Origin of the sequence: Streptomyces boncukensis, assembly GCF_011045075.1 — a bacterium.
Lineage (GTDB): Bacteria > Actinomycetota > Actinomycetes > Streptomycetales > Streptomycetaceae > Streptomyces > Streptomyces boncukensis.
Genome location: NZ_JAAKZZ010000041.1, coordinates 1 through 25,697 on the forward strand (window position 1 = coordinate 1; position 25,697 = coordinate 25,697).

General features: G+C 72.8%; 24 protein-coding genes and 1 tRNA gene. 21 read left to right on the forward strand and 4 right to left on the reverse strand.

All coding sequences use genetic code 11. From position 1 onward, the window contains the following. Nucleotides 1-117: 117 nt before the first annotated feature. Together G5C65_RS06625 and G5C65_RS06630 are read left to right on the forward strand one after the other, a co-directional pair. Nucleotides 118-576: an SRPBCC family protein gene (locus G5C65_RS06625; protein ID WP_165297715.1), complete on the forward strand. Its 459-nt coding sequence runs from the start codon at nucleotides 118-120 to the stop codon at nucleotides 574-576. A 47-nt stretch (nucleotides 577-623) separates the two neighbouring features. Then, nucleotides 624-695 (forward strand) — tRNA-Val (locus tag G5C65_RS06630). A 127-nt stretch (nucleotides 696-822) separates the two neighbouring features. On the opposite strand, the gene G5C65_RS06635 is transcribed toward G5C65_RS06630, so the two are convergent. Then, nucleotides 823-1,524 carry a 3'-5' exonuclease family protein gene (locus G5C65_RS06635; protein ID WP_165297692.1) on the reverse strand — a complete coding sequence of 234 codons (702 nt, stop codon included), beginning with the start codon at nucleotides 1,522-1,524 and terminating at the stop codon, nucleotides 823-825. A gap of 150 nt (nucleotides 1,525-1,674) precedes the next feature. Between G5C65_RS06635 and G5C65_RS06640 the strand changes: the two genes are divergently transcribed. From G5C65_RS06640 to G5C65_RS06650, 3 genes are all read left to right on the forward strand, one after another. Further along, nucleotides 1,675-2,586 (forward strand): hypothetical protein, encoded by a 912-nt coding sequence (locus G5C65_RS06640; RefSeq protein WP_165297693.1) that lies wholly within the window; start codon nucleotides 1,675-1,677, stop codon nucleotides 2,584-2,586. A 121-nt stretch (nucleotides 2,587-2,707) separates the two neighbouring features. Beyond that, the gene (gene thrS, locus G5C65_RS06645) at nucleotides 2,708-4,687 is read left to right on the forward strand and encodes a threonine--tRNA ligase (protein WP_165297694.1); all 1,980 of its coding nucleotides are present in this window, start codon (nucleotides 2,708-2,710) and stop codon (nucleotides 4,685-4,687) included. Nucleotides 4,688-4,773: 86 nt separating this feature from the next. Next, nucleotides 4,774-5,325: an HIT family protein gene (locus tag G5C65_RS06650; RefSeq protein ID WP_165297695.1), complete on the forward strand. Its 552-nt coding sequence runs from the start codon at nucleotides 4,774-4,776 to the stop codon at nucleotides 5,323-5,325. Between the two features lie 36 nt (nucleotides 5,326-5,361). Here G5C65_RS06650 and G5C65_RS06655 read toward each other — a convergent pair whose 3' ends face one another. Both G5C65_RS06655 and G5C65_RS06660 read right to left on the reverse strand, forming a co-directional pair. Continuing rightward, nucleotides 5,362-7,056, reverse strand: coding sequence for a hypothetical protein (locus G5C65_RS06655; protein ID WP_165297696.1), 1,695 nt, complete (start codon nucleotides 7,054-7,056; stop codon nucleotides 5,362-5,364). Nucleotides 7,057-7,188: 132 nt separating this feature from the next. Beyond that, nucleotides 7,189-9,384 (reverse strand): elongation factor G-like protein EF-G2, encoded by a 2,196-nt coding sequence (locus tag G5C65_RS06660; protein ID WP_165297697.1) that lies wholly within the window; start codon nucleotides 9,382-9,384, stop codon nucleotides 7,189-7,191. Nucleotides 9,385-9,603: 219 nt separating this feature from the next. Here G5C65_RS06660 and pgsA point away from each other — a divergent pair, with 219 nt between their 5' ends. The 13 genes from pgsA (at nucleotide 9,604) to secF (ending at nucleotide 21,898) form a co-directional block, all read left to right on the forward strand. Next, entirely contained in the window at nucleotides 9,604-10,353 is a 750-nt protein-coding gene (gene pgsA, locus G5C65_RS06665; RefSeq protein WP_165297698.1) for a phosphatidylinositol phosphate synthase, read from the forward strand. Further along, nucleotides 10,350-11,261 (forward strand): phosphatidylinositol mannoside acyltransferase, encoded by a 912-nt coding sequence (locus G5C65_RS06670; RefSeq protein WP_165297699.1) that lies wholly within the window; start codon nucleotides 10,350-10,352, stop codon nucleotides 11,259-11,261. The genes pgsA and G5C65_RS06670 overlap by 4 nt, the downstream gene beginning before the upstream one ends. A gap of 4 nt (nucleotides 11,262-11,265) precedes the next feature. After that, nucleotides 11,266-12,438: a glycosyltransferase family 4 protein gene (locus G5C65_RS06675; protein WP_165297700.1), complete on the forward strand. Its 1,173-nt coding sequence runs from the start codon at nucleotides 11,266-11,268 to the stop codon at nucleotides 12,436-12,438. 23 nt (nucleotides 12,439-12,461) lie between these two features. Beyond that, nucleotides 12,462-13,010 carry a LemA family protein gene (locus G5C65_RS06680; RefSeq protein WP_165297701.1) on the forward strand — a complete coding sequence of 183 codons (549 nt, stop codon included), beginning with the start codon at nucleotides 12,462-12,464 and terminating at the stop codon, nucleotides 13,008-13,010. 249 nt (nucleotides 13,011-13,259) lie between these two features. Next, nucleotides 13,260-14,198, forward strand: a complete 939-nt coding sequence (gene pdxS / locus G5C65_RS06685) for a pyridoxal 5'-phosphate synthase lyase subunit PdxS (RefSeq protein WP_165297702.1) — start codon at nucleotides 13,260-13,262, stop codon at nucleotides 14,196-14,198. Nucleotides 14,199-14,333: 135 nt separating this feature from the next. Beyond that, complete coding sequence (gene pdxT / locus G5C65_RS06690) at nucleotides 14,334-14,933, forward strand: pyridoxal 5'-phosphate synthase glutaminase subunit PdxT (protein WP_165297703.1); 600 nt, start codon at nucleotides 14,334-14,336, stop codon at nucleotides 14,931-14,933. A gap of 59 nt (nucleotides 14,934-14,992) precedes the next feature. Further along, on the forward strand, nucleotides 14,993-15,745 hold the full coding sequence (locus tag G5C65_RS06695; RefSeq protein ID WP_165297704.1) for a YebC/PmpR family DNA-binding transcriptional regulator: 753 nt from the start codon (nucleotides 14,993-14,995) through the stop codon (nucleotides 15,743-15,745). 132 nt (nucleotides 15,746-15,877) lie between these two features. Beyond that, nucleotides 15,878-16,435 (forward strand): crossover junction endodeoxyribonuclease RuvC, encoded by a 558-nt coding sequence (ruvC, locus tag G5C65_RS06700; RefSeq protein ID WP_165297705.1) that lies wholly within the window; start codon nucleotides 15,878-15,880, stop codon nucleotides 16,433-16,435. Next, nucleotides 16,432-17,046 (forward strand): Holliday junction branch migration protein RuvA, encoded by a 615-nt coding sequence (ruvA, locus tag G5C65_RS06705; protein ID WP_165297706.1) that lies wholly within the window; start codon nucleotides 16,432-16,434, stop codon nucleotides 17,044-17,046. Before ruvC ends, ruvA begins: the two co-directional genes overlap by 4 nt. A 73-nt stretch (nucleotides 17,047-17,119) precedes the next feature. Further along, nucleotides 17,120-18,193 carry a Holliday junction branch migration DNA helicase RuvB gene (gene ruvB, locus G5C65_RS06710; protein WP_165297707.1) on the forward strand — a complete coding sequence of 358 codons (1,074 nt, stop codon included), beginning with the start codon at nucleotides 17,120-17,122 and terminating at the stop codon, nucleotides 18,191-18,193. A gap of 163 nt (nucleotides 18,194-18,356) precedes the next feature. After that, nucleotides 18,357-18,845 carry a preprotein translocase subunit YajC gene (gene yajC, locus G5C65_RS06715; RefSeq protein ID WP_165297708.1) on the forward strand — a complete coding sequence of 163 codons (489 nt, stop codon included), beginning with the start codon at nucleotides 18,357-18,359 and terminating at the stop codon, nucleotides 18,843-18,845. 130 nt (nucleotides 18,846-18,975) lie between these two features. Beyond that, entirely contained in the window at nucleotides 18,976-20,763 is a 1,788-nt protein-coding gene (secD, locus tag G5C65_RS06720; protein WP_165297709.1) for a protein translocase subunit SecD, read from the forward strand. Nucleotide 20,764: 1 nt separating this feature from the next. Continuing rightward, nucleotides 20,765-21,898 carry a protein translocase subunit SecF gene (gene secF / locus G5C65_RS06725; protein WP_165297710.1) on the forward strand — a complete coding sequence of 378 codons (1,134 nt, stop codon included), beginning with the start codon at nucleotides 20,765-20,767 and terminating at the stop codon, nucleotides 21,896-21,898. A gap of 163 nt (nucleotides 21,899-22,061) precedes the next feature. Here the strand turns inward: secF and G5C65_RS06730 are convergent, their stop codons facing one another. After that, a complete protein-coding gene (locus tag G5C65_RS06730; RefSeq protein WP_165297711.1) occupies nucleotides 22,062-22,829 on the reverse strand; it encodes a FadR/GntR family transcriptional regulator in 768 nt (255 codons plus the stop codon). Nucleotides 22,830-22,923: 94 nt separating this feature from the next. Here G5C65_RS06730 and G5C65_RS06735 point away from each other — a divergent pair, with 94 nt between their 5' ends. The 3 genes from G5C65_RS06735 to G5C65_RS06745 form a co-directional block, all read left to right on the forward strand. Further along, nucleotides 22,924-23,688, forward strand: a complete 765-nt coding sequence (locus G5C65_RS06735) for a heterodisulfide reductase-related iron-sulfur binding cluster (protein WP_165297712.1) — start codon at nucleotides 22,924-22,926, stop codon at nucleotides 23,686-23,688. Continuing rightward, on the forward strand, nucleotides 23,685-25,175 hold the full coding sequence (locus G5C65_RS06740; protein WP_165297713.1) for a lactate utilization protein B: 1,491 nt from the start codon (nucleotides 23,685-23,687) through the stop codon (nucleotides 25,173-25,175). Before G5C65_RS06735 ends, G5C65_RS06740 begins: the two co-directional genes overlap by 4 nt. After that, on the forward strand, nucleotides 25,159-25,697 hold a 539-nt coding region (locus tag G5C65_RS06745), incomplete at its 3' end, for a LutC/YkgG family protein (protein WP_165297714.1). The genes G5C65_RS06740 and G5C65_RS06745, both read left to right, overlap by 17 nt.

Consider the following 25,697-nt stretch of genomic DNA (forward strand, 5'->3'; position numbering starts at 1 on the left):
CCCGCACCCGCCCCCGAGGCGCGCAGGGCCCGGAATCAAGCGATTCCGGGCCTTTTTGATGCTTCTTCCGTGGTTCGCTGATTCCATGGGGCTGTGGACCCGTCGGAAGGGGGCGCCATGGGCTGGTGCGACTACCGCTTCCGCACGGAGTGGGCGCTGTCGGCGCCCCCGGCGCGGGTCTACGCCGTGCTGGAACGCGCCGAGGAGTACCCCCGGTGGTGGCCGCAGGTGCGCACGGTCACCCGCCTCGACGACACCTCCGGCCTCGCCCGGTTCCGCTCGGCCCTCCCCTACGAACTGGCCGTCAGCGCACGGGCGGTGCGCCGGGACCCGGCGGCCCGGGTGCTGGAGATCCGGATGAGCGGCGACCTGGAGGGCTGGGCGCGCTGGACGGTACGCGCGCACGGGCCCGGCACCGTCGCGCTGTACGAACAGGGCGTCGAGGTGCGCAGGCCGCTGATGCGGCTGCTGGCGGTGCCCGGACGCCCGTTCTTCCGCGCCAACCACAGGCTGATGATGCGCGGCGGTCTGCGCGGTCTGCGACGGTACCTGGGAAACGGTTTGGATGAACGCTGAGCCGCCCTGTATGGTTCTGCACGTGCCGCGGCGCCGAGCGCCGCAGGGGGCGATTAGCTCAGTGGGAGAGCGCTTCGTTCACACCGAAGAGGTCACTGGTTCGAACCCAGTATCGCCCACAGCACCGGAGGCGGAGTGCGTTCACGGACAGCGTGAGGGCGCTCCGCCTCCGCCGTGTGCGCGGGGCACCGCGCGCCCGGCCCGCGTCGGCACCCGCGAACCGCGCCGCGCCGCGAGCGGCGGCCGCTACCCGGCCATATCCGCCGGGCCCTGCGGCCCTGGCGGCCGGGGCCGCAGGGGCCAGGCCGGGTCGACGGGGCGCTCGGAGCCCTCGCGGGCGAACCAGGCGGCGAGGCCCCGGGCTTGGGCCGCGTACCAGACCGCCTGCAGCGTGTGCAGCTCCGCGGGCGAGACGGCGGAGAGCCGCGGCGCGTGGTGGCGGCCCAGCGCGCGTACGACCGCCAGCGCGGCGCACGCCGCCGTCACCTCCCCGCCGCCGTCCTCGGGGGGCGGCACGCCGTAGCGCCGGCACAGCTCGGGGAGCGTCCGGCAGTGGCGGGCCCGGTCCAGCCGCCGGTCCAGCACCACGGGATCCAGCACGCACAGCGAGGCGCCCCCGAGGTAGTCCGCGAGCCGGGCACCGTGCTCCCGGTCCAACTCGCGGTCCAGCAGCGTCAGATCGTACGGCGCGTTCGGCACCACCAGCGGCGTGCCCGCCGACTCCTGGGCCGCCAGCGCGCGGGCCTGGACATCCAGGGCCGCCGCCCGGCGGTGTCCCGCGGGCACCACCCAGCGCCGCGCCGTGGGAGGCGCCCCCGGGGCCTGCTGCGTCACCAGGGCGGCAGCGGCGATCCGGTCCAGCGCCGCGTCGCCACGGGACCCGGGCGGACCGGACCGCCGGGACCGGAGGGCGAACGCCGCGAGCGGCGATTCGTACCAGAGCGTCATCGGCCTGCTCCCCGCTCCAGAAGGCAGCGCGTGACCTGTCGTCCTCAGCGGGTGATACCGCACTCCGTGCACGGTCAACCACGGCAGTTTGCCGCCCTGTTCACACGGTGAGGAGAGCTGGCAGGAGGACGGCGCGGACACGGAGTCGTGATGCGAGGCGGCGGCGACGAGATCCACTGGGGCCGCGAACTGCCCCTGAGCAACCGCACCGCGTCCTGGCGCGCCCGGCAGAAGCTGGACGGCGCGGCGCGGGCCATGCTGCGTGCGGGGGCGCTGGCCGCGCGCCAGCGCGCCGGGTTCCACGGCGCGCGGTTCGAGCGGCACGCGGAGGAGACCGTCGGACGGGCGGAGTGGGAGGAGGAGCCGGACGGCGAGCCGGGCGGGCGGCGGCTGACCGCGCGGGTCCCCGCCGGGGACGACGGCGGACGGCGGCTGGCCGCCACCCTCAGCACGGCCCTGGGCGCCGCGGCGGAGGCCGCGCGGCGCTACCGGGCAACCGGCTGCCTGGAGGCGTTCGACGCCGCTGTGGAGCGCGGTGTGTGTCAGGAGCTGACCGACGCGGTGCACCAGCTCGTGCGCGGAACCGAGGGCGTACGGGTCTGGGTGCGCTGGTCGCGCGCGGCGGGCGCGCCCCGCGGCTGCCCCGACCCGCCCGCGCCCGTCGTCTTCACCCCCGGCGACCTGCCCGCGCTGGAGCAGGCCGGGCGCCACTACGTACGCCGGGAGCCCTCCGTCCCCGTCCAGGTGACCGGCACCGTGCTGCGGCTGCGCCGCGCCGGGCCCGGCGGTCCCGGCTCCGTGCGGCTGCGGGTCCTGGCGGGGGCCGAGGTGGCGCAACTGCGGGCGCGGCTCGACGAGCCGGAGTACCGGACGGCCGTCCACGCGCACCTCGCCGGGGTGCCGCTGCGGCTCGCCGGGACGCTGGAGAGCAAGGGGGGCTTCCGGCGGCTCTCCGGAGCGCACGGCGTCGCACCGGTGCCGGTGCCGGAGGACGTCCGGGAGCGGCTGCTGAAGTCCCTGTACGCCGGGCTCGACGGCTTCGGCCGCGACCTGCGGCGCTGACGGTCTCCGGGAGGGTCGCGAGGCGGACCGTAACCGTTTCGCGGTCCGGCCCTCCGGCTCGGTACGATGCGAGGCGCGCGGTCAGCGGCCGCGTACCCCACCCGAGAGTCAGGAGAGACCGGTGTCAGATGTCCGTGTGATCATCCAACGCGATTCCGAGCGGGAAGAGCGCGTGGTGACGACGGGCACGACGGCCGCCGCTCTCTTCGAAGGCGAGCGCTCCGTCGTCGCAGCGCGGGTCGGCGGAGAGCTCAGGGACCTCGCGTACGAGCCGGCCGACGGCGAGGTGGTGGAGCCCGTCGACATCCGCAGCGACGACGGCCTGGACATCCTGCGGCACTCCGCCGCGCACGTCATGGCGCAGGCCGTGCAGGAGCTGTACCCGGAGGCCAAGCTCGGCATCGGCCCGCCCATCAAGGACGGCTTCTACTACGACTTCGACGTCGCCGAGCCCTTCACCCCCGAGGACCTCAAGCGCATCGAGAAGAAGATGCAGCAGATCCAGAAGCAGGGGCAGCGCTTCTCCCGCCGGGTCACCACCGAGGGGGACGCGCGAGAGGAGCTGGCCGGCGAGCCGTACAAGCTGGAGCTGATCGGCCTCAAGGGCAGCGCGGAGGACGCCGCGGACGGCGCCTCGGCCGAGGTCGGCGGCGGCGAGCTGACCATCTACGACAACCTCGACCCGAAGACCGGCGAGCTGTGCTGGAAGGACCTGTGCCGGGGCCCGCACCTGCCGAGCACCCGGGCGATCCCGGTCTTCAAGCTGATGCGCTCGGCGGCGGCGTACTGGCGGGGCAGCGAGAAGAACCCGCAGCTCCAGCGGATCTACGGCACCGCCTGGCCCTCCAAGGAGGAGCTGAAGGCGCATCTGGACTTCCTCGCCGAGGCCGAGAAGCGCGACCACCGCAAGCTCGGCACCGAGCTGGACCTCTTCTCCATCCCGGAGGAGATCGGCTCAGGGCTGGCGGTCTTCCACCCCAAGGGCGGCATCGTCCGCCGGGTCATGGAGGACTACTCGCGCAAGCGGCACGAGGAGGCGGACTACGAGTTCGTCTACACCCCGCACGCCACCAAGGCGAAGCTGTTCGAGAAGTCCGGCCACCTGGACTGGTACGCCGACGGGATGTACCCGCCCATGCAGCTCGACGAGGGCGTGGACTACTACCTCAAGCCCATGAACTGCCCCATGCACCACCTGATCTACGGGGCGCGGGGCCGCTCGTACCGCGAACTGCCGCTGCGGCTGTTCGAGTTCGGCACGGTCTACCGCTACGAGAAGTCCGGCGTGGTGCACGGCCTCACCCGGGCCCGCGGCTTCACCCAGGACGACTCGCACATCTACTGCACCAAGGAGCAGATGCCGCACGAGCTGGACTCGCTGCTCACCTTCGTGCTGAACCTGCTGCGCGACTACGGCCTGGAGGACTTCTACCTGGAGCTGTCCACCAAGGACCCGGAGAAGTTCGTCGGCTCGGACGAGGTCTGGGAAGAGTCCACCGAGGTGCTGCGGCAGGCGGCCGAGAAGCAGGGGCTGCCGCTGACGCCCGACCCGGGCGGCGCCGCCTTCTACGGGCCGAAGATCTCCGTGCAGGCGCGCGACGCGATCGGCCGCACCTGGCAGATGTCGACCATCCAGCTCGACTTCAACATGCCCGAGCTGTTCGACATGGAGTACACCGCGGCCGACGGCTCGCGGCAGCGGCCCGTGCTGATCCACCGGGCCCTCTTCGGCTCGATCGAGCGGTTCTTCGCGGTGCTGCTGGAGCACTACGCCGGTGCCTTCCCGGCGTGGCTGGCGCCGGTGCAGGCGGTCGGCATCCCGATCGGCGACGACCACGTTCCGTATCTGGAGGAGTTCGCGGGCGCCGCGAAGGCGGCGGGGCTGCGGATGGAGGTCGACTCCTCCTCCGACCGGATGCAGAAGAAGATCCGCAACGCCCAGAAGAGCAAGGTGCCGTTCATGGTCATCGCCGGTGACGAGGACATCGCGAGCGGCGCGGTCTCCTTCCGCTACCGGGACGGCTCGCAGAAGAACGGGATCCCGCGGGAGGACGCCATCCGCGAGATCGCCGACGCCGTGGAGCGCCGTATCCAGGTGTGACCGGAGGCGACAGGGCCTGCCGCGCGGGGGCGGCCGGGGGCGTGTCCCCGGCCGCCCCTCGTCGTGTCCGGCGCCGCGCGGCCCATATGCTGGGGCGCATGACGAGCGAGCCGGAGCAGCAGATCGGAGTGGGGACGCCCGACGCGTTCCAGCGCCTGTGGACCCCGCACCGCATGGCGTACATCCAGGGCGAGAACAAGCCGACCGGGCCCGGCTCCGACGAAGGCTGCCCGTTCTGCTCCATCCCGGCCAAGTCCGACGAGGACGGGCTGGTGCTCGCGCGCGGCCGCCGGGTCTACGCCGTCCTCAACCTGTATCCGTACAACGGCGGCCATCTGATGACGGTGCCCTTCCGGCACGTCGCCGACTACACCGAGCTGACCGACGAGGAGACGGCGGAGCTGGCCGCGTTCACCAAGCGGGCCATGACCGTGCTGCGCAAGGTCTCCGGGGCGCACGGCTTCAACATCGGCATGAACCAGGGCGCCGTCGCGGGGGCCGGTATCGCCGCTCATCTGCATCAGCACGTCGTGCCGCGCTGGGGCGGCGACACCAACTTCATGCCCGTCATCGGCCACACCAAGGTGCTGCCCCAGCTCCTCGCCGACACCCGGGCGATGCTCGCCGAGGCGTGGTGAGGCGACGGGGGTGAGGCGACGCGGGGTGCGTCCGCGCTACGCGTTGTAGACGTCCGCCTGCGTGGGGGCCGCCGCCTGGACCTGGCCGCTGAGCGCGAGGGAGCGCTTGCCGAACTGGTCCACGTCGCAGCCGTTCTCCTCCAGCACCCGGAGCGCCGCCGCGTGCACGACGCGCAGCACGGGCGTCGCGGTGCGCAGCGCGTCGTCCGCCATGAACCGGTGCCGCCACGGCTTGTCCGCCCACGCGTGCCGCAGCCCGAACGGCTCGGGCAGCGCGAGCTTGCCGCCGAGGAAGTCCAGCACCGGCGGGAACCAGGTGAAGGGGGCGCGTGCGGCCAGCCGCACGACTTCCCGGGCCTCCACAAGCGGGAGGTTGACCGTCTTCGTCTCCCAGAACTTCACGCTCTTGGAGACCTGCTTGGTCTTCGGCGAGGGGCCGCTGGTGAACAGCGGGTGGATGGGGCCGAGCGCGTGCCCGGTGACCTCGATACGCAGGGTGTGGTGCAGCACGGTCACGGTGATCAGCAGCGTGATGACCAGCTGGCCGTCCCAGAGGACGAACTGGGTGCCGAGGTAGTGCCGGTTGCCGCTGCCGAACTGCTGCTCGTTGCAGATCCGCTCCACCTCGAACTGCTTCATCCGGTAGCCCTCGACCTCCTCGCCGTCCGGGCGCTTGACCGCCTTGGCCTTCTCGCCGACGGGGGAGACGATCCAGTGCCGTATGGACGGCCGGGGGAAGCCGCCGGTGTGCAGCGGGCCGCGCTCCAGCATCCGCAGCTGGTCGTGGATGGCGCGGACGACGTCCCAGCTGCGGAACGGGTTGATCTCCTCATCCGGGTTCGCCGGGACCAGCTCCTCGGCGAGCTGCCAGCTGCCCCAGCGGGTGCCCATGCCCAGTATCCCCTTGGGGCCCGCGTAGAAGACGAGGTTGCTGGCCTGCTCGGCCGCCAGCTTGGCCAGGCCGAGCCGGATCCGCTCGGCGCCCGCGTCGCCCGGGTCCTGCGGCACCGCCTCGGGGATCTTGGCGCCCACCCCGGTGCCGCCCAGCAGACCCGACCAGCGCCCGCGCAGGTCCTGCGCGTACCGCTCGCAGATCCGCTTGGCCCACAGCCAGCCGATCACCGGGGCGATCAGCATCGCGCGCAGATAGATGGCCAGGAAGCCGCTGACCGGTGCCTTGATCATGAACAGCACCGCGAGCCCCGCGAGGACCACCAGCAGCACCGTGCCGATCGCCCCGGCCCGCTTGTCCAGCGAGCCCGCGATCGTACGGCGCAGCTGGAAGGCGCCCAGCCACAGCAGCACGCCCGGCAGGAACAGCAGCCCGAAGACGACCATCACGCCGGTCAGCCGCGCGTCGCGCTGCTTGCGCACCCGGGTGGCCGCCAGACAGTGCTCGACCACCGTCTGCGGCTCGATGCCGAAGGACTGGATGAGCGGCGCCCGGCCGCCGCCCAGCAGCCGCACCTGGACGGCGCGGGAGAACGCCTCGCCCAGGTTCGGCTCGAACAGGGACAGCTTGGGCTTCTTCACGTCCGCCTCGGAGTTGGCCTCCAGCAGCGCGTCCAGGGAGCCGTCCCGGTAGGCGGCGGAGGCCAGGGCCTGGGTGGCCGCCGTCTGCCCGCTGGCGCCGGAGAGCGGGACCTGCGCGCCGGGGCTGAAGTCGGACGCCGCCTCGGCGCCTTCCGCGCCTCCGCTGAGGAGCTCGCTGAGATCATCGAGTCCGGCCACTGGGCCCCCACTTCAGGCTGTGCTGACGCATGCACGGATGTGCTGCCGACCACCCAGCGGCTTCCCAACTGCCGTGGTCGGCACACATCTTGCCCCAGCGTACTGGCCGCAGGCAGCCGCCCCCCGCCCGGCTCAGGCGTTCTTCGCCTCTTCGAGGATCCTGGCGGCCTGCTGCTGGGGCATCGGCTCGTGCCGCGCGTACGACCGGGAGAACCGGCCCGTGCCGTGCGACATCGACCGCAGGTCCACGGCGTACCGGCTGATCTCGATCTCCGGGATGTGCGCCCGCACCAGGGTGCCGCCGCGCGCCGACTGCTCGGTGCCCAGCACCCGCCCGCGGCGCCCCGACAGATCGCTCATCACGGCCCCGACGTAGTCGTCGGCCACCACCACCTCCAGCTCGGCCACCGGCTCCAGCAGGTGGAGCTGCGCCTGCGCCGCGCACTCCCGCAGCGCCAGGGACCCCGCGGTCTGGAACGCGGCGTCGGAGGAGTCCACGGAGTGTGCCTTGCCGTCGTGCAGCGTCACGCGGACGTCCACCAGCGGGTACCCGGCGGCGACGCCCTTGGCCGCCTGGGCGCGTACGCCCTTCTCGACGGACGGGATGAACTGGCGGGGCACCGCGCCGCCGACCACCTTGTCGACGAACTCGATCCCGGAGCCCTCCGGCAGCGGCTCCACGGTGATCTCGCAGATCGCGTACTGCCCGTGGCCGCCGGACTGCTTCACATGCCGCCCCCGCCCGGATGCCGGGGAGGCGAAGGTCTCGCGCAGCGACACCTTGTGCGGCACCGTGTCCACCCGCACGCCGTAGCGGGTGCGCAGCCGCTCCAGGGCGACGTCCATATGGGCCTCGCCCAGGCACCACAGCACCAGCTGGCGGGTGTCCTGGTTCTGCTCCAGCCGCATCGTCGGGTCCTCGGCGACCAGCCGGGCCAGGCCCTGCGAGAGCTTGTCCTCGTCCGCCTTGCTGTGCGCCTGGATGGCGACGGGCAGCAGCGGGTCCGGCATCACCCACGGCTCCATGAGCAGCGGGTCCTCCTTCGCCGAGAGCGTGTCGCCGGTCTCCGCGCGGCTGAGCTTCGCCACACACGCCAGGTCGCCCGCGATGGCGCGGTCCAGCGCGCGCTGCTGCTTGCCGAACGGCGCCGACAGCGCCCCCACCCGCTCGTCCACATCGTGATCCTCGTGCCCGCGGCTCTCCAGCCCGTGCCCGGAGACATGCACCGTGTCGTCCGGGCGCAGGGTGCCCGAGAAGACCCGGACCAGGGAGAGGCGGCCCACGTACGGGTCGGAGGACGTCTTGACCACCTCGGCGGCCAGCAGGCCCGCCGGGTCGCAGGACAGCGTGGCGCACGGCTTCCCCTGCGGCGTGGTGACCGGCGGGACGTCGCGCTCCTGGGGCGTGGGGAAGCCGCCGGTGATCAGCTCCAGCAGCTCGACGGTGCCCAGGCCGCGCTTCGCGCCGTCGGCGGGCGGCGCCGCCGCCAGCACGGGGTGGAAGACCCCGTGCGCCACCGCCTTCTCCAGGTCCGTGATGAGCGTCTTGACGTCGCACTCCTCGCCGCCGAGGTAGCGGTCCATCAGGGACTCGTCCTCGCTCTGCGCGATGATCCCCTCGATCAGCCGGCTCCGGGCCTCCTCGATGAGCTCCCGGTGCTCGGGGCCCGGCTCGCGCTCGGTGCGCTGCCCGGTGGAGTAGTCGAACAGCCGCTGGGAGAGCAGCCCGATCAGCCCGGTGACCGGCGCGTGCCCGTCCGGGCCCGGCTCGCCGTGCAGCGGGAGGTAGAGCGGGATGACCGCGTCCGGGTCGTCGTCCCCGAAGACGCGCTGGCACAGCGCCGTCATCTCGTCGAAGTCGGAGCGCGCCGCGTCGAGATGGGTGACCACCAGCGCCCGCGGCATGCCCACCGCCGCGCACTCGTCCCACACCAGGCGCGTCGCGCCGTCCACCCCGTCAGCGGCCGAGACGACGAAAAGGGCGGCGTCCGCCGCCCGCAGCCCGGCCCGCAACTCGCCGACGAAGTCGGCGTATCCGGGGGTGTCCAGAATATTGATCTTGATGCCGTTCCACTCGACGGGCACGAGGGAGAGCTGTACGGAACGCTGTTGCCGGTGCTCGATCTCGTCGTAGTCGGAGAGCGATCCGCCGTCCTGCACCCGGCCGGCCCGGCTCACGGCGCCCGACGCGAGGGCGAGCGACTCGACGAGGGTGGTCTTTCCCGCTCCGCTGTGGCCGACCAGCACCACATTCCGTACCGATGTGGGGTGGTCGGCCGCCGTTGCCCTGCCGGCGGCTCCGGGGTGTGTGTTCGCCTTGTCGCCCATGAGTCCGCCTTCCGGTTGACACCTGCTGGACCACGCTGTATGGGACGAAGGGTCGCGAAAACCGCGGTTCATTCGAGCTTTCCACCGCGGACCGGAAGCGTCCATACATCACGCAGCGGCACAGCGATCCGTGCGCGCCCCCGGGGTACGGCGTGACTACGATGGGCCAGCCGGTGGCCGCATCGCCATCCGGCTCGTACACGACTTTCCGGGACCGCCATGCTGAACAAGTACGCGCGTGCTTTCTTCACGCGTGTCCTCACCCCGTTCGCCGCGTTCTTGCTCCGGCGGGGGGTGAGTCCTGACGCGGTCACCCTCGTCGGCACCGGCGGCGTGGTGGCCGGAGCGCTGGTCTTCTACCCCCGGGGCGAGTTCTTCTGGGGCACGGTGGTCATCACCCTGTTCGTCTTCTCGGACCTCGTCGACGGCACCATGGCGCGCCAGTTGGGCCGCTCCAGCCGCTGGGGCGCCTTCCTGGACTCCACCCTCGACCGGGTGGCCGACGCGGCCGTGTTCGGCGGGATCGCGATGTGGTACGCGGGGCGGGGCGACGACCCCGTGCTGTGCGCGGTCACCCTGTTCTGCCTGGCCAGCGGCCAGGTCGTCTCGTACACCAAGGCGCGCGGCGAGAGCATCGGACTGCCCGTCAAGGTGAACGGGCTGGTGGAGCGGGCCGAGCGGCTGGTGATCACGCTGGTGCTCGCGGGCTTCGCCGGGTTCGAGAGGACCTTCGGCGTGCCGCACATCGGGGTGCTGCTGCCGCTGGCCCTGTGGGTGGTCGCAGCGGGCAGCGCGGTGACGCTGGGGCAGCGGGTGGTGACCGTGCGCCGCGAGGCCGCCGAGGCCGACGCCGAGCCGGGGCCCGGGAACCAGGACGGCGGCGCCGGTGGCGACGGCGGTGCCGACAGTGCCGGCGACGGCGGCGCCGGGAGCGAGTCGGGGGCCGCGGCCGAGGGCAGGACCGCGTGAGCGCCGCCGGGGACCGGCTGACGGCCGGGCTGTACCAGGCGGGCTGGGCCGGCGTGAAGCGGCTCCCCCAGCCCGCCGTCACGGCGCTGGGGCGGAGCGCCGCAGACGCCGCGTGGCGGCGCCGAGGCGCGGGTGTGCGGCGTCTGGAGGCCAATCTGGCGCGCGTGGTGCCGGGCGCCTCCGAGGCCCGGCTGCGGCGCCTCTCGCGGGCCGGCATGCGCTCGTACACGCGCTACTGGCTGGAGTCCTTCCGGCTGCCCTCCTACACCCCCCGGCAGCTGATGGACGCCATCGACGTCCAGGATGTGCACCACCTGACCGATGGGCTGGACTCGGGCCGGGGCGTCGTGCTGGCGCTGCCGCACATGGGCAACTGGGACCTCGCCGGGGCCTGGGTGACCACCGAGCTGAAGACGCCCTTCACGACCGTCGTGGAGCGGCTGAAGCCGGAGGCGCTCTACGACCGCTTCGTCGCCTACCGCGAGACCCTGGGCATGGAGGTGCTGCCGCACACCGGGGGCACCGCCTTCGGGACCCTGGCCCGGCGGCTGCGCGCCGGCGGCCTGGTCTGCCTGGTGGCCGACCGCGACCTGTCGTCGACGGGGATCGACGTGACGTTCTTCGGCGAGACCGCGCGGATGCCCGGGGGGCCCGCGGCGCTGGCCCAGCAGACCGGCGCCCTGCTGCTGCCGGTCACCCTGTGGTACGACTCGAACCCCGTCATGACGGCGCGGGTGCACCCGCCGATCGCGGTGCCCGAGGAGGGGAACCGGCGGGAGCGGACCAGGACCATGACGCAGGAGCTGGCCGACGTCTTCGCCGCCGCCGTGGCCGGGCACCCGTGGGACTGGCACATGCTGCAGCGGTTCTGGCTCTGCGACCTGGAGCCGCGGAAAGGATCGGGATGAGGAGATGAGGATCGGCATCGTCTGCCCGTACTCCTGGGACGTGCCGGGCGGCGTCCAGTTCCACGTCCGGGATCTGGCAGAGCACCTGACCGGGCTGGGTCACGAGGTGTCGGTCCTCGCCCCGTCGGACGACGACACCCCGCTGCCGCCGTACGTCGTCTCCGCGGGCCGCGCCGTGCCGGTGCCCTACAACGGCTCCGTGGCCCGGCTGAACTTCGGCTTCCTGTCGGCCGCGCGGGTGCGCCGCTGGGTGCACGAGGGCGCCTTCGACGTCCTGCACATCCACGAGCCGGCCACCCCCTCGCTGGCGCTGCTCGCCTGCTGGGCGGCCCAGGGGCCGATCGTCGCCACCTTCCACACCTCCAACCCGCGCTCCCGGGCGATGGTCGCCGCCTATCCGATCCTGCAGCCCGCGCTGGAGAAGATCAGCGCCCGGATCGCGGTCAGCGAGTACGCGCGCCGCACCCTGGTGGAGCACCTGGGCGGGGACGCGGTGGTCATCCCGAACGGCGTCGACGTGGGCTTCTTCTCCCGCGCCGCCCCGCGCCCGGAGTGGCAGGGCGGGCCGGAAGGCCGCACCATCGGCTTCATCGGCCGCATCGACGAGCCGCGCAAGGGGCTGCCGGTGCTCATGCAGGCGCTCCCCGCGATCCTGGAGAAGGCGCCCGGCACCCGGCTGCTGGTCGCCGGGCGCGGTGACGAGGCGGAGGCCGTCGCCGCGCTGCCTCAGGAGATGCGGGAGAGCGTCGAGTTCCTCGGCATGGTCGGCGACGAGGACAAGGCGCGGCTGCTGCGCAGCGTCGACCTGTATGTCGCGCCCAACACGGGCGGCGAGAGCTTCGGCATCATCCTGGTCGAGGCGATGTCGGCCGGAGCGCCGGTGCTCGCCTCCGACCTGGACGCGTTCGAGCAGGTGCTGGACGGCGGCGCGGCCGGCGAGCTGTTCGCGGGTGAGCAGGCCGACGCGCTCGCCGCAGCCGCCGTCCGTCTGCTGTCCGACCCCGAGCGCCGTGCCGAACTGCGGGCGCGCGGCACCCGGCACGTACGCCGCTTCGACTGGTCCACCGTCGGCGCGGACGTCCTGGCCGTCTACGAGACCGTGACCGACGGCGCCGCGTCCGTGGCGCCCGACGAGCGCACCGGGCTGCGCGCCCGGCTCGGCCTGGCCCGCGACTGAGGACCGAGGATCCGGTACCCACCATGCCCACCGTCACCACACTGATCTGGATCGCCGTCGCGCTGCTGCTGGTCGGCGTCTATCTGAGCTGGACGGCGGGGCGGCTCGACCGGCTGCACGCCCGGATCGACGCGGCCAGGGCGGCGCTCGACGCCCAGCTGCTGCGCCGCGCTTCCATCGCCCAGGAGCTGGCCACGGCCGGGCTGCTGGACCCGGCGGCGTCGATCGTGCTCTACCAGGCGGCGCACGACGCGCGGCTCGCGGAGGAGGACCAGCGGGAGGTCGCGGAGAGCGAGCTGAGCCAGGCGCTGCGCGCGGTCTTCGCCGAGCGCGCCCAGGTCGAGGAGGTGCGGGCGGCCCCGGGCGGCGAGGAGACGGCCGACGAGCTGGGCGCGGCGGTGCGGCGGGTCCCCATGGCGCGCCGCTTCCACAACGACGCGGTGCGCGCCGCGCGGGCCCTGCGCAGGCACCGCACGGTGCGCTGGTTCCGGCTGGCGGGCCATGCGCCGTTCCCGCTCGCCTTCGAGATGGACGACGAGCCGCCGCCCGCGCTCGCGGACCGGGAGGCGTGACCGGCCCCGCGGCCCCGCCAGCTGTTCCGTTCGCTGTCCCGCCCGCGGCTCCGTCTGCGGTCCCGCCCGCGGCCCCGGCGACGGGCCGCCCCTCCGGGATGTCCGGGGCCACGGATGCGGCAGTGGCCCGGCGGTGCAGGCCACAGCACCTGAATTGGCCCTTTTCCCGGAGGGGGTGGATCGGGGACGGTAACCGAACGGGCCTACGATGGTCATAGTCGCACTTACCCTGTCGAGCGAGGTCAAACCGTGTCATCTTCGTCCACCGCCACAGGCACCGCCGCCAGCACCGCTTCCGGCTCGGCCCCCGCGACCGGCACAGCGCGCGTCAAGCGCGGCATGGCCGAGCAGCTCAAGGGCGGCGTGATCATGGATGTCGTCACGCCGGAGCAGGCGAAGACCGCCGAGGACGCGGGCGCCGTCGCGGTCATGGCCCTGGAGCGGGTGCCCGCCGACATCCGCAAGGACGGCGGCGTGGCCCGGATGTCCGACCCGGACATGATCGAGGGCATCATCGACGCCGTCTCCATCCCGGTCATGGCCAAGTCGCGGATCGGCCACGTCGTCGAGGCGCAGATCCTCCAGGCCCTCGGTGTGGACTACATCGACGAGTCCGAGGTCCTCACCCCGGCCGACGAGGTCAACCACAGCGACAAGTTCGCCTTCACCACCCCGTTCGTCTGCGGCGCCACCAACCTGGGCGAGGCGCTGCGCCGGATCGCCGAGGGCGCCGCGATGATCCGCTCCAAGGGCGAGGCCGGCACCGGCAACGTCGTCGAGGCCGTCCGCCATATGCGTCAGATCAAGAACGAGATCGGCAAGCTGACCGTGCTGGACCACAACGAGCTCTACGCCGCCGCCAAGGAGCTGCGCGCACCGTACGAGCTGGTCAAGGAGGTCGCCGAGGCGGGCAAGCTGCCGGTCGTGCTGTTCTCGGCGGGCGGCGTCGCCACCCCGGCCGACGCGGCGCTGATGCGCCAGCTCGGCGCCGAGGGCGTCTTCGTCGGCTCCGGCATCTTCAAGTCCGGCGACCCGGCCAAGCGCGCGGCCGCCATCGTCAAGGCCACCACGTTCTTCGACGACCCGAAGATCGTCGCGGACGCCTCCCGCGGCCTGGGCGAGGCCATGGTCGGCATCAACTGCGACGACCTGCCCGAGACCCAGCGCTACGCGACCCGCGGCTGGTAAGGGCCTCCGGCCCCGCCGGGGACAGCAGATCCGGCCGCCCCCGTGCCCTCGGGGGGCGCGGGGGCGGCCACCCGACGACTCACCGCAACCGCTCACCGGGCCCGGCGGCCCGGCATCCGGGAAGGACCGCACACCGTGCCCCACCCGACGAAGCCCGCCATCGGCGTACTGGCCCTCCAGGGCGACGTCCGTGAACACCTCGCAGCCCTTGAGGCGACCGGCGCGGAGCCCAGCGCCGTGCGCCGCGCCGACGAGCTCGACGCGGTCGACGGACTCGTCATCCCGGGCGGCGAGAGCACGACGATCTCCAAGCTCGCGGTGGCCTTCGGCCTGATGGCCCCGCTCCGCCGGCGGGTGGCCGCGGGGATGCCCGCCTACGGCTCGTGCGCCGGCATGATCATGCTCGCCGACAAGATCCTGGACCCGCGCTCCGGCCAGGAGACCATCGGCGGCATCGACATGATCGTGCGCCGGAACGCGTTCGGACGGCAGAACGAGTCCTTCGAGGCGTCCCTCGTCCTGGAGGGTGTGGACGGCGGGCCCGTCGAGGGCGTGTTCATCCGCGCGCCCTGGGTGGAGTCCACCGGGGCCGGTACGGAGACGCTGGCCACGTACGGCGGTTACGCGGTGGCCGTGCGGCAGGGGAACCTGCTGGCGACGTCCTTTCACCCGGAGCTCACGGGCGACCACCGGGTGCACGGGATGTTCACGGAGATGGTGCGGTCAGCACGCTGAGTCGCTGGCGGTAGGATCTCCGCGTTGACCGACGTTGGTGACTTTGAAGGAGCGAGGCTGTGTCCGGCCACTCTAAGTGGGCTACCACCAAGCACAAGAAGGCCGTGATCGATGCCAAGCGCGGCAAGCTCTTCGCGAAGCTGATCAAGAACATCGAGGTCGCGGCCCGGATGGGCGGGGCCGACCCGGAGGGAAACCCGACCCTCTACGACGCCATCCAGAAGGCGAAGAAGCAGTCGGTCCCCAACAAGAACATCGACAGCGCGGTGAAGCGCGGTGCGGGCCTGGAGGCGGGCGGCGCCGAGTACGAGACGATCATGTACGAGGGCTACGGCCCGAACGGCGTGGCCGTGCTCGTCGAGTGCCTCACCGACAACCGCAACCGCGCGGCCTCCGACGTGCGCGTCGGCATGACCCGCAACGGCGGCTCGATGGCCGACCCGGGCTCGGTGTCCTACCTCTTCAACCGCAAGGGCGTGGTGATCGTCCCGGGGAACGGCCTGAGCGAGGACGACGTGCTGGGCGCGGTGCTGGACGCCGGCGCCGAGGAGGTCAACGACCTGGGCGAGTCCTTCGAGGTCGTCAGCGAGGCCACCGACCTGGTCGCGGTCCGCACCGCGCTGGTCGACGCGGGCATCGACTACGACTCGGCCGAGACCAGCTTCCTGCCCAGCGTGCAGGTGCCGCTGGACGAGGACGGGGCGCGCAAGATCTTCCGGCTGATCGACGCGCTGGAGGACAGCGACGACGTGCAGAACGTCTGGGCCAACTTCGACGTCCCCGACGATGTGATGGCGAAGGTCGACGCCTGAGACAGCGCGATGCCGCCCGTGCCGGCGAGCGGCCCGGCCCGGACCGGACACGCTCCGCCGGACCGCCGCACTGTCAGTGCCACCCGATAACCTGCGGGAACAGAGGACAGCGGCAGGGGAGGGAGGACCGCGGTGCGCGTGCTGGGAGTCGATCCCGGGCTGACCCGCTGCGGCATCGGCGTGGTGGAGGGGACCGCGGGCCGTCCGCTCACCATGGTGGCGGTCGGTGTGGTGCGCACCCGCACCGAGACGGACACCCCCGAGCGGCTGGTGCAGATCGAGCGCGGTCTGGAGGAGTGGCTGGAGGCCCACCGGCCCGAGGCCGTCGCCGTGGAGCGCGTCTTCAGCCAGCACAACGTGCGCACGGTCATGGGCACGGCGCAGGCCAGCGCCGTCGCGATGCTCTGCGCGGCGCGCCGCGGGCTGCCGGTGGCGCTGCACACCCCCAGCGAGGTCAAGGCAGCCGTCACCGGCTCGGGGCGCGCGGAGAAGGCTCAGGTCGGCGCCATGGTCACCCGGCTGCTCCGGCTGGAAGCGCCGCCGAAGCCCGCCGACGCCGCCGACGCCCTCGCGCTGGCCATCTGCCATATCTGGCGGGCTCCCGCCCACCACCGCCTCCAGCAGGCCCACCAGACCCAGCGAGCCCAACAGGCCCCGGCCGCCCAGCGGCTGAAAGGTATGCGCCGATGATCGCCTTCGTCTCGGGCCCCGTCGCGGCCCTCGCCCCGGACACCGCCGTCGTCGAGGTGGGCGGGGTCGGCATGGCCGTCCAGTGCACCCCCGGCACCCTCGCCCAGCTGCGCGTCGGTCAGCAGGCCAAGCTGGCCACCTCGCTGGTCGTCCGGGAGGACTCGCTCACGCTCTACGGCTTCGCGGACGACGACGAGCGGCAGGTCTTCGAACTGCTGCAGACCGCCAGCGGTGTCGGGCCGCGGCTCGCACAGGCGATGCTCGCCGTGCACAGCCCGGAGGCCCTGCGGCGCGCCGTCTCCACCGCGGACGAGAAGGCCCTCACCGCCGTGCCCGGCATCGGCAAGAAGGGCGCCCAGAAGCTGCTGCTGGAGCTGAAGGACCGCCTCGGCGAGCCGCTGGGCACCGGCGGCACCCGGCCCGCGGGCGGCGCCTCCGGGGCCCCCGGCTGGCGCGAGCAGCTGCACAGCGCCCTCGTCGGCCTGGGATATGCGGCCCGCGAGGCGGACGACGCGGTCGAGGCGGTGGCGCCGCAGGCGGAGGAGTCCGCCTCGCCCCAGGTCGGCGTGCTGCTGAAGGCGGCCCTGCGGACGCTGAACCGGGCGGGGTGAGCCGTATGGTTTCCGCCGTTCCACAGGCTGTTGCCGCCCCGCCGCGCGCGGGCACGATCCGGAGGCACCGCTCATGACCCCAGGGGAGACCCCGCCGGGCGAACGGCTCGTCGGGTCCGACGCCGACAGCGAGGACCAGGCCGTCGAGGCCGCGCTGCGGCCCAAGGAGCTCGGGGAGTTCATCGGCCAGTCCCGGGTCCGCGAGCAGCTGGACCTGGTGCTGCGCGCGGCCCGCGCCCGCGGCGGCACCGCCGACCATGTGCTGCTGTCCGGCGCCCCCGGCCTCGGCAAGACCACCCTCTCCATGATCATCGCTGCCGAGATGGGCGCCCCGATCCGCATCACCAGCGGTCCCGCCATCCAGCACGCCGGCGATCTCGCCGCGATCCTCTCCTCGCTCCAGGAGGGCGAGGTGCTCTTCCTCGACGAGATCCACCGGATGTCCCGCCCCGCCGAGGAGATGCTCTACATGGCGATGGAGGACTTCCGGGTCGACGTCGTGGTCGGCAAGGGCCCGGGGGCCACCGCCATCCCGCTCGAACTGCCGCCGTTCACCCTGGTCGGCGCCACCACCCGGGCCGGGCTGCTGCCGCCCCCGCTGCGCGACCGCTTCGGTTTCACCGCGCACATGGAGTTCTACGAACCGGCCGAGCTGGAGCTGGTCGTCCACCGCTCGGCCGGGCTGCTCGACGTGCGCACGGATCCCGAGGGCGCCGTGGAGATCGCCGGGCGCTCCCGCGGCACCCCGCGGATCGCCAACCGGCTGCTGCGCCGGGTGCGGGACTATGCCCAGGTCAAGGCGGACGGTGTGATCAACCGCGAGATCGCGGCCCGCGCCCTGGAGGTCTACGAGGTGGATCAGCGCGGCCTGGACCGACTGGATCGCGCCGTTCTCGGCTCGCTGCTCAAACTCTTCGGCGGCGGGCCCGTCGGCCTGTCCACCCTCGCCGTCGCGGTGGGGGAGGAGCGGGAGACGGTCGAGGAGGTCGCCGAGCCCTTCCTGGTGCGGGAGGGGCTGCTCGCACGCACGCCCCGTGGCCGGATCGCCACCCCCGCCGCATGGACGCACATGGGCCTCGCACCGCCCCAGCAGCCACCGGCATCCGCGCCCGGCGGACCGGGGCAACCGGGACTGTTCGGCGCGTGACGGCGCGGAGACTCGCCGAGCCAGGAACCCGAGTGCCATGCTTGACGTTGTTCCATCGGCGAGCCCTCGCTTAGACTCCGCCGACGCCGCCCCTTCAGGACGGCATGCCCACCCCTGAATACCTAGGCCGCGGCAGCGGCCGTGCTAAGGAATATCTTCCGCCGTGGACCCTATTGCTCTGCTCCCGTTCATCGTGCTCATCGGGGCCATGTTCCTGATGACCCGCTCGGCCAAGAAGAAGCAGCGCCAGGCTTCCGAGATGCGTGACGCCATGCAGCCCGGTACCGGCGTCCGGACGATCGGGGGTATGTACGCCGTCGTCAAGGAGATCCGTGATGACGCGGTGCTGCTTGAGCTTGAGCCCGGCGTGCACGGGCTCTTCGCCAAGAACGCCATCGGCGCGGTCCTGCCCGATGACGAGTTCGACCGCATCGTCAGCGGCCAGGAGGCCGAGCCCCTCGACGTCGACGTACCGGACGACGCCTCGGCGCTGACCTCCGACGAGGACGAAGCTCCCGCGGACGGCAAGCCCGACCTGACCAAGAAGGGCGACGCGGAGGAGGACGCCGAGGAAGGCTCCGAGGCCCGGACCGTGCAGGCCGACGCCGACTCCAAGGACGCCGAGCGCGACGGAGACCAGGGCTCCAAGTAAGGTCGGCGCCGCCGGGCCGTTGACCGGGCCCGGCGGCGGAGCACGTCCGCATTCCACTTTGCGTGCCGCGCGGTCGCCCGGCCGAAATCCTTCGGGCGGCGGGGGCGGTTGGACAGGGAGAGACGAGAAGGTGGCAGCACCGAAGAGGGGCCGCAGGTCCCCGGGCGCCCAAGGGAAGCCGTGGCGCTCCCTCACACTGATTGCGCTGGTCATGGCCGCTCTGGTCGGGGGGATCTTCCTCGCTGACCGCCAGACCCCCCGGCTGGGCATCGACCTCGCCGGCGGGACGAGCATCACGCTGGAGGCCAAGAACCAGCCGGGTCAGCCCGACGCCATCAACAAGACCAACATGAACACGGCGGTCAGCATCATCGAGCGCCGCGTCAACGGTCTGGGCGTGCAGGAGGCCGAGGTTCAGACCCAGGGCGACAAGCACATCATCGTCAACATCCCCAAGGGCACGAACTCCAAGCAGGCCCGGGAGCAGGTGGGTACCACCGCCGAGCTCGGCTTCCGCCCCGTGCTCACCTACGAGCAGGTCGGCGCGCCGCCCCAGCCGTCCCCGTCCACCAGCCCGGGCCAGCAGAAGGGCGACAACAAGGGCGACAACAAGGGCGACAACAAGGGCGATGAGCAGGGGAAGAGCCCGAGTGCCACCCCGAGCGGCAGCGAGAGCCCGCAGGGCCGCGCCGTCACCGACGGGCTGAAGGCCAAGAACGAGCCCAGCCCCGGCGACAGCGGTTCTCCGAGCAAGAAGCCGGACGCCACGGAGCAGCCCACGGCGCCCCCGCAGCAACAGCAGCCGGGCGTCACAGCGGCCCTCGCCAAGCAGCTGCAGGAGCTGGACTGCACCACCAAGGAGGCCAAGGCCAAGTCCAGCGAGCGGGTCGCGGCCGTCAAGGACGACAAGCCGGTCGTCGCCTGCGACTCCAGCGAGAAGATCAAGTACGCGCTCGGCCCGGTCGCCGTCAAGGGCAAGAACGTCGACGACGCCAAGGCCGTCTTCGACCAGCAGCGCGCCCAGTGGATCGTGCAGATGTCGTTCGACGGCACCGGCTCCAAGGCGTTCGGCAACATCACCGGCGACCTCTCGAAGAAGCAGCAGCCGCAGAACCAGTTCGCGATCGTGCTGGACGGCGAGGTGCAGTCCGCGCCCAGCGTGCGGGAGCGGCTGAGCAGCAACGCCGAGATCTCCGGCAGCTTCACCCAGGACTCCGCCGAGGATCTGGCCAACATCCTCTCCTACGGCGCGCTGCCGCTGTCCTTCGAGGAGTCGGACGTCACCACCGTCACCGCCGCGCTCGGCAGCGACCAGCTCAAGGCCGGTCTGATCGCGGGCGGAGTCGGTCTCGCGCTGGTGATCATCTACCTGGTGGCGTACTACCGCGGCCTGTCCCTGATCGCCATCCTCAGCCTGATCGTCTCCGGCATCCTGACCTACACGATCATGACGCTGCTGGGGCCGGGCATCGGCTTCGCGCTGAATCTGCCCGCCGTCTGCGGAGCCATCGTCGCCATCGGCATCACCGCGGACTCCTTCATCGTCTACTTCGAGCGGATAAGGGACGAAGTGCGCGAGGGCCGGACGCTGCGGCCCGCGGTGGAACGCGCCTGGCCGCGTGCCCGGCGCACCATCCTGGTCTCCGACTTCGTGTCCTTCCTCGCCGCCGCGGTGCTCTTCGTCGTCACCGTGGGCAAGGTGCAGGGCTTCGCGTTCACGCTGGGACTGACCACCGCGCTGGACGTCGTCGTGGTCTTCTTCTTCACCAAACCGGTGATGACGCTCCTGGCGCGCAAGAAGTTCTTCCACGACGGACACCCCTGGTCCGGTCTCGACCCCAAGCGGCTCGGCGCCCGGCCGCCGCTGCGCCGGGGCCGCAGTCAGCCCGCCGTCGGCACCGACACGAAGGAGGCGTGAGATGTCCCGTCTCGGCACGCTCGGCGCCCGGCTCTACCGCGGTGAGGTCGGCTACGACTTCGTCGGCCACCGGAAGTTCTGGTACGCCGTCTCGATCCTGATCACCATCACGGCCTTCGTCGGACTCGTCGTCCGCGGGCTCAACATGGGCATCGAGTTCGAGGGCGGCGCTGTCTTCACCACCCCCAAGACCACGGCCTCCGTCCAGCACACCACGGAGACGGCCGAGGAGATCTCGGGCCACCAGGCCATCGTCCAGCAGCTCGGCGACGGCGGGATGCGCGTCCAGATCGCGGGCGTGGACACCAAGACCTCCACCGAGGTCAAGGAGAAGCTCGCCCAGGAGCTGCACGTCGAGCAGGAGAAGATCGACGCGCAGTTGGTCGGCCCGAGCTGGGGCAAGCAGATCGCCAACAAGGCGTGGCAGGGTCTGGGCATCTTCATGGTGCTGGTGGTGATCTATCTCGCCATCGCCTTCGAGTGGCGCATGGCGCTCGCGGCGCTGATCGCCCTGATCCACGACCTCACCATCACCGTCGGGGTGTACTCCCTGGTGGGCTTCGAGGTCACCCCGGGCACCGTCATCGGCCTGCTGACGATCCTCGGATACTCGCTCTACGACACCGTCGTCGTCTTCGACGGTCTGCGCGAGGGCAGCAAGAACGTCGCCAAGCAGACCAAGTACACCTTCAGCGAGCTCGCCAACCGCAGCATCAACGCCACCCTGGTCCGCTCGATCAACACCACGGTCGTGGCGCTGCTCCCGGTCGCCGGACTGCTGTTCATCGGCGGCGGCCTGCTGGGCGGCGGCATGCTGAACGACATCGCGCTCTCGCTGTTCGTCGGCCTCGCCGCCGGCGCCTACTCGTCGATCTTCATCGCGACCCCGCTCGTCGCCGACTTCAAGGAGCGCGAGTCGGAGATGAAGGCCCTGCGCAAGCGGGTGCTGGCCAAACGCGCCAAGGCAGAGGCCCGCGAGGCGGAGTCGGAGTACGGCGACGAGGAGCACGGCGAGCGGGACGGCCCCCAGGACACGCCGCCACCGCAGGCCGCCGCCACGGCCGCGGCCCCCGCCCCGCGGGCCCCTCGCGGCGGCGGGAGGGGCCGCCGCCCCTCCGGCGGCCGCCGGCGCTAGCCCCGTCGGCTGTCCTGCGGAGCCCCGCGGAGCCTGCCCCGCGCCCCGCCAGGGGCGCGGGGAACTGCGCGACCGGCCGTCGGGTACCCGCGGGCGGCAGCGTGCGGGCAGGGCAGCCCCGTTGCCGCCGATGAAGAGGGCTCCGAAACGCCGGGCCCGGCCCTCACTCGGGCGCCGGGCTCCCCGTGCCCCGGTCCACCCCCGGGTAGGCCCGCTTCAGATGGGTGTCCAAGGCGGCAACCGCGCACTCCGCGTCGCCCTCCTCGATCGCGGCCAGAATCCGCTCGTGGTCGGCGGTGAGGGCGCGGACCCCGTCCGCCGTGTCCGCCATCTCCTCCACGGCCCGCGCGGCGTACCGGTGCACCGACTCGCGTATCGCGGTCATGAAGGCCACCAGCAGCGGGTTCCCGGACAGCCGCGCCAGCCCGACGTGGAACGCGGTGTCGAGGGCGTGGAACGCGGACAGCTCCAATCCCGGCTCGCGCATGCGCGCGACCGCCTCCCGTAGCGGCGCGAGGTCCTCCTCGGCCGCGTGCCGGGCGGCGTTCTCCACCGCCAGCCGCTCGATCGCCCACCGGGCCTCGACGACGTCCGCCAGCGCGAAAGCGGACAGCCCCAGATGCGTGCCGACCAGCCCCGACAGGGCGCGCCCCGGATCGGCCACCAGGGTCGCGCCCGCCTCGGGGCCCGAGCCGGTCTGCGCCGTCAGCACCCCGCGGGCCTCCAGCACGCGCATGGCCTCCCGGACCGAGGGGCGGCTGACGCCGAGCAGCGCGGCCAGCTGCCGCTCGCCGGGGAGCCGGTCGCCGACCCGCAGCTCTCCGGAGGCGATCCGCTCGTCGATCCGGTCGAGCACGGCCTCGAAGGTGCGGGTGCGCTGCACGGGGCGCCATGCGGCGCGCTCGCCGCCGCCGGACGTCGCATTGCCCATCTGCTCTCGCGTTCCTCTCGCTTGCACGACGGAGTGGTACACACATACCTTACTGTGGTCAGACCACATGCCGACAACGCACAACGGAGGCGCTGTGCGCGTAGCACTGTTCGTCACCTGCGTGAACGACACGCTCTATCCGCGGACCGGCCAGGCGGTCGTCTCCCTGCTGGAGCGGCTCGGCGTGCGGGTGGACTTCCCCGAGGCGCAGACCTGCTGCGGGCAGCCGCAGTTCAACACCGGCTACCGGCACCGGACCGAGCCCCTGGTGCACCGCTACGCGTCGGCCTTCGCGGGCTACGACTACATCGTGGCCCCCTCCGGCTCCTGCGCGGCGATGGTGCGCGACAACTATCCCCGGATCGGCGAGAAGGCGGCGGCCGAGGGGCGCGGGCACCGGCTCGCGCAGCTGGCGGCCGATGTCGTGCCGCGCACCTACGAGCTCACCGAGTTCCTGGTCGACGTGCTGGGCGTGACGGATGTCGGCGCGTACTTCCCGCACACCGTCACCTACCACCCCACCTGCCACGGGCTGCGGGTGCTCGGCCTGGGGGACCGGCCGCTGCGGCTGCTGGAGCGGGTCAGGGAGCTGGAGCTGGTGCCGCTGCCGCGGGCCGAGGAGTGCTGCGGCTTCGGCGGGACGTTCGCCGTCAAGAACCCGGCCGTCTCCGCCGCCATGGGGGAGGACAAGGCCCGGCACATCCGCCGGACCGGCGCGCGCGCCGTGTGCACCGTCGACAACTCCTGCCTGATGCACATCGGCGGCACGCTCAGCCGCCAGGGGGACGGAGCCCGGCCCGTCCACCTCGCCGAGATCCTCGCGTCGACCGAGGACCGTCCGTACGGAGGGCTGCGATGAGCGGCACCTATCTGGGGATGCCCGCCTTCCCGCGCGCCGCCGAGGAGTCCACCCGGCAGGCCACGATGCGCCGGAACCTCACCCATGCCACCCGCACCATCCGCGACAAGCGGGCGCGGGCCGTGCGGGAGCTGGCGGACTGGGCCGCGCTGCGCGAGGCCGGCGCGGCCGTCAAGAACCGGACCCTGCGCCACCTGGACCGCTATCTGGAGGAGCTGGAGGAGCGGGTCACCGCCGCCGGGGGCACGGTGCACTGGGCGCCCGACGCCGAGGCGGCCCAGCGCACCGTGATCGACCTGGTGCGGGCCACCGGGGAGACCGAGGTCGTCAAGGTCAAGTCGATGGCCACCCAGGAGATCGAGCTGAACGCGGCGCTGGAGCGGGCCGGGATCGCGGCGTACGAGACCGACCTGGCCGAGCTCATCGTGCAGCTGGGGCACGATCTGCCCAGCCATATCCTGGTCCCCGCCATCCACCGGAACCGGGAGGAGGTCCGCGACATCTTCACCCGCGAGATGGGCCGGTGGGGCCGCCCGGCGCCGGAGGGGCTGACGGCCGATCCCGCCGAGCTCGCCGAGGCGGCGCGGCTGCACCTGCGGGAGAAGTTCCTCGGCGCCAGGGTCGCGGTCTCCGGCGCGAACTTCATGGTCGCCGAGACCGGCACCCTGGTCGTCGTCGAGTCCGAGGGCAACGGGCGGATGTGCCTGACCCTCCCGGAGACGCTGATCTCCGTCGTCGGCATCGAGAAGGTGGTGCCCACCTGGCAGGACCTGGAGGTGTTCCTGCAGCTGCTGCCCCGCTCCTCCACGGCCGAGCGGATGAACCCGTACACCTCGACCTGGACCGGCACCACGGACGGCGACGGCCCGCGCGACTTCCACCTGGTGCTGGTCGACAACGGCCGCACCGACACCCTCGCCGACCAGGTGGGGCGGCAGGCGCTGCGCTGTATCCGCTGCTCGGCCTGCCTGAACGTCTGCCCGGTCTATGAGCGCGCGGGCGGGCACGCCTACGGCTCGGCCTACCCCGGCCCGATCGGCGCCATCCTCACGCCCCAGCTGCGCGGCACGGGCACGGAGCTGGACGCCTCGCTGCCGTACGCGTCCTCGCTGTGCGGCGCCTGCTACGAGGTGTGCCCGGTCGCCATCGACATCCCCGAAGTGCTGGTCCACCTGCGCGAGCGGGTCGTCGAGGGCGGCCCCGCGACCGTGCGCGGCGAGCGCGTCCGGGTGCGGCCCGCCGCCGGGCACGCCGCCGAGCGGGTCGCGGTCCGGGCCGCCACCTGGGCGCTGGACCACCCCGGCGCGCTGCGCGCCGGGCAGCGGATCGCGGCGCGCTCCCGGCGCCTGGTACCCCGCCGGCTGCCCGGCCCCGGCGCCGCCTGGACCCGCAGCCGCGAACTGCCCGAGCTGCCGCCGCAGTCGTTCCGCGACTGGTGGCGGCAGCGCGAACCGAAGGAGGGAGCGGTGGATGACGACCGCCCGTGACCAGGTCCTCGGCCGGATCCGCCGCGCGCTGGCCGACGTGCCGGCCGGGGAGAGGCCCGAGGACGTGCCCGTCGCACGGGACTATCAGCGCGCGCACGCGGCGCCGGACCCCGCGCGGACCGTGGATCTGCTGGCGGAGAACCTCGCCGACTACCGCGCCGTCGTCCACCGGGTCGGCGCGGCCCGGCTGCCGGACCGGATCGCCCGGTCGCTGGCCGAGCGCGGCACCCGGCGCGCCGTGCGGCCGCGGGGCCTTCCCGCGCAGTGGCTGGCCGCCGCGGGGCCCGGGGTCGCCTGGGTGCGGGACGCGCCCGCGCTCGGCGCCCGGGAGCTGGACGCGGTGGACACCGTCGTCACCGGCTGCGCCGTCGCCGTCGCCGAGACCGGCACGCTGGTCCTGGACACCTCCGAGGGCCAGGGCAGCCGCCGGATCACGCTGGTGCCGGACCACCACATCTGCGTGGTGCGGGTGCCGGACCAGGTGGCCGCGTCGGTGCCGCTGGCGCTGGAGCGGCTGGACCC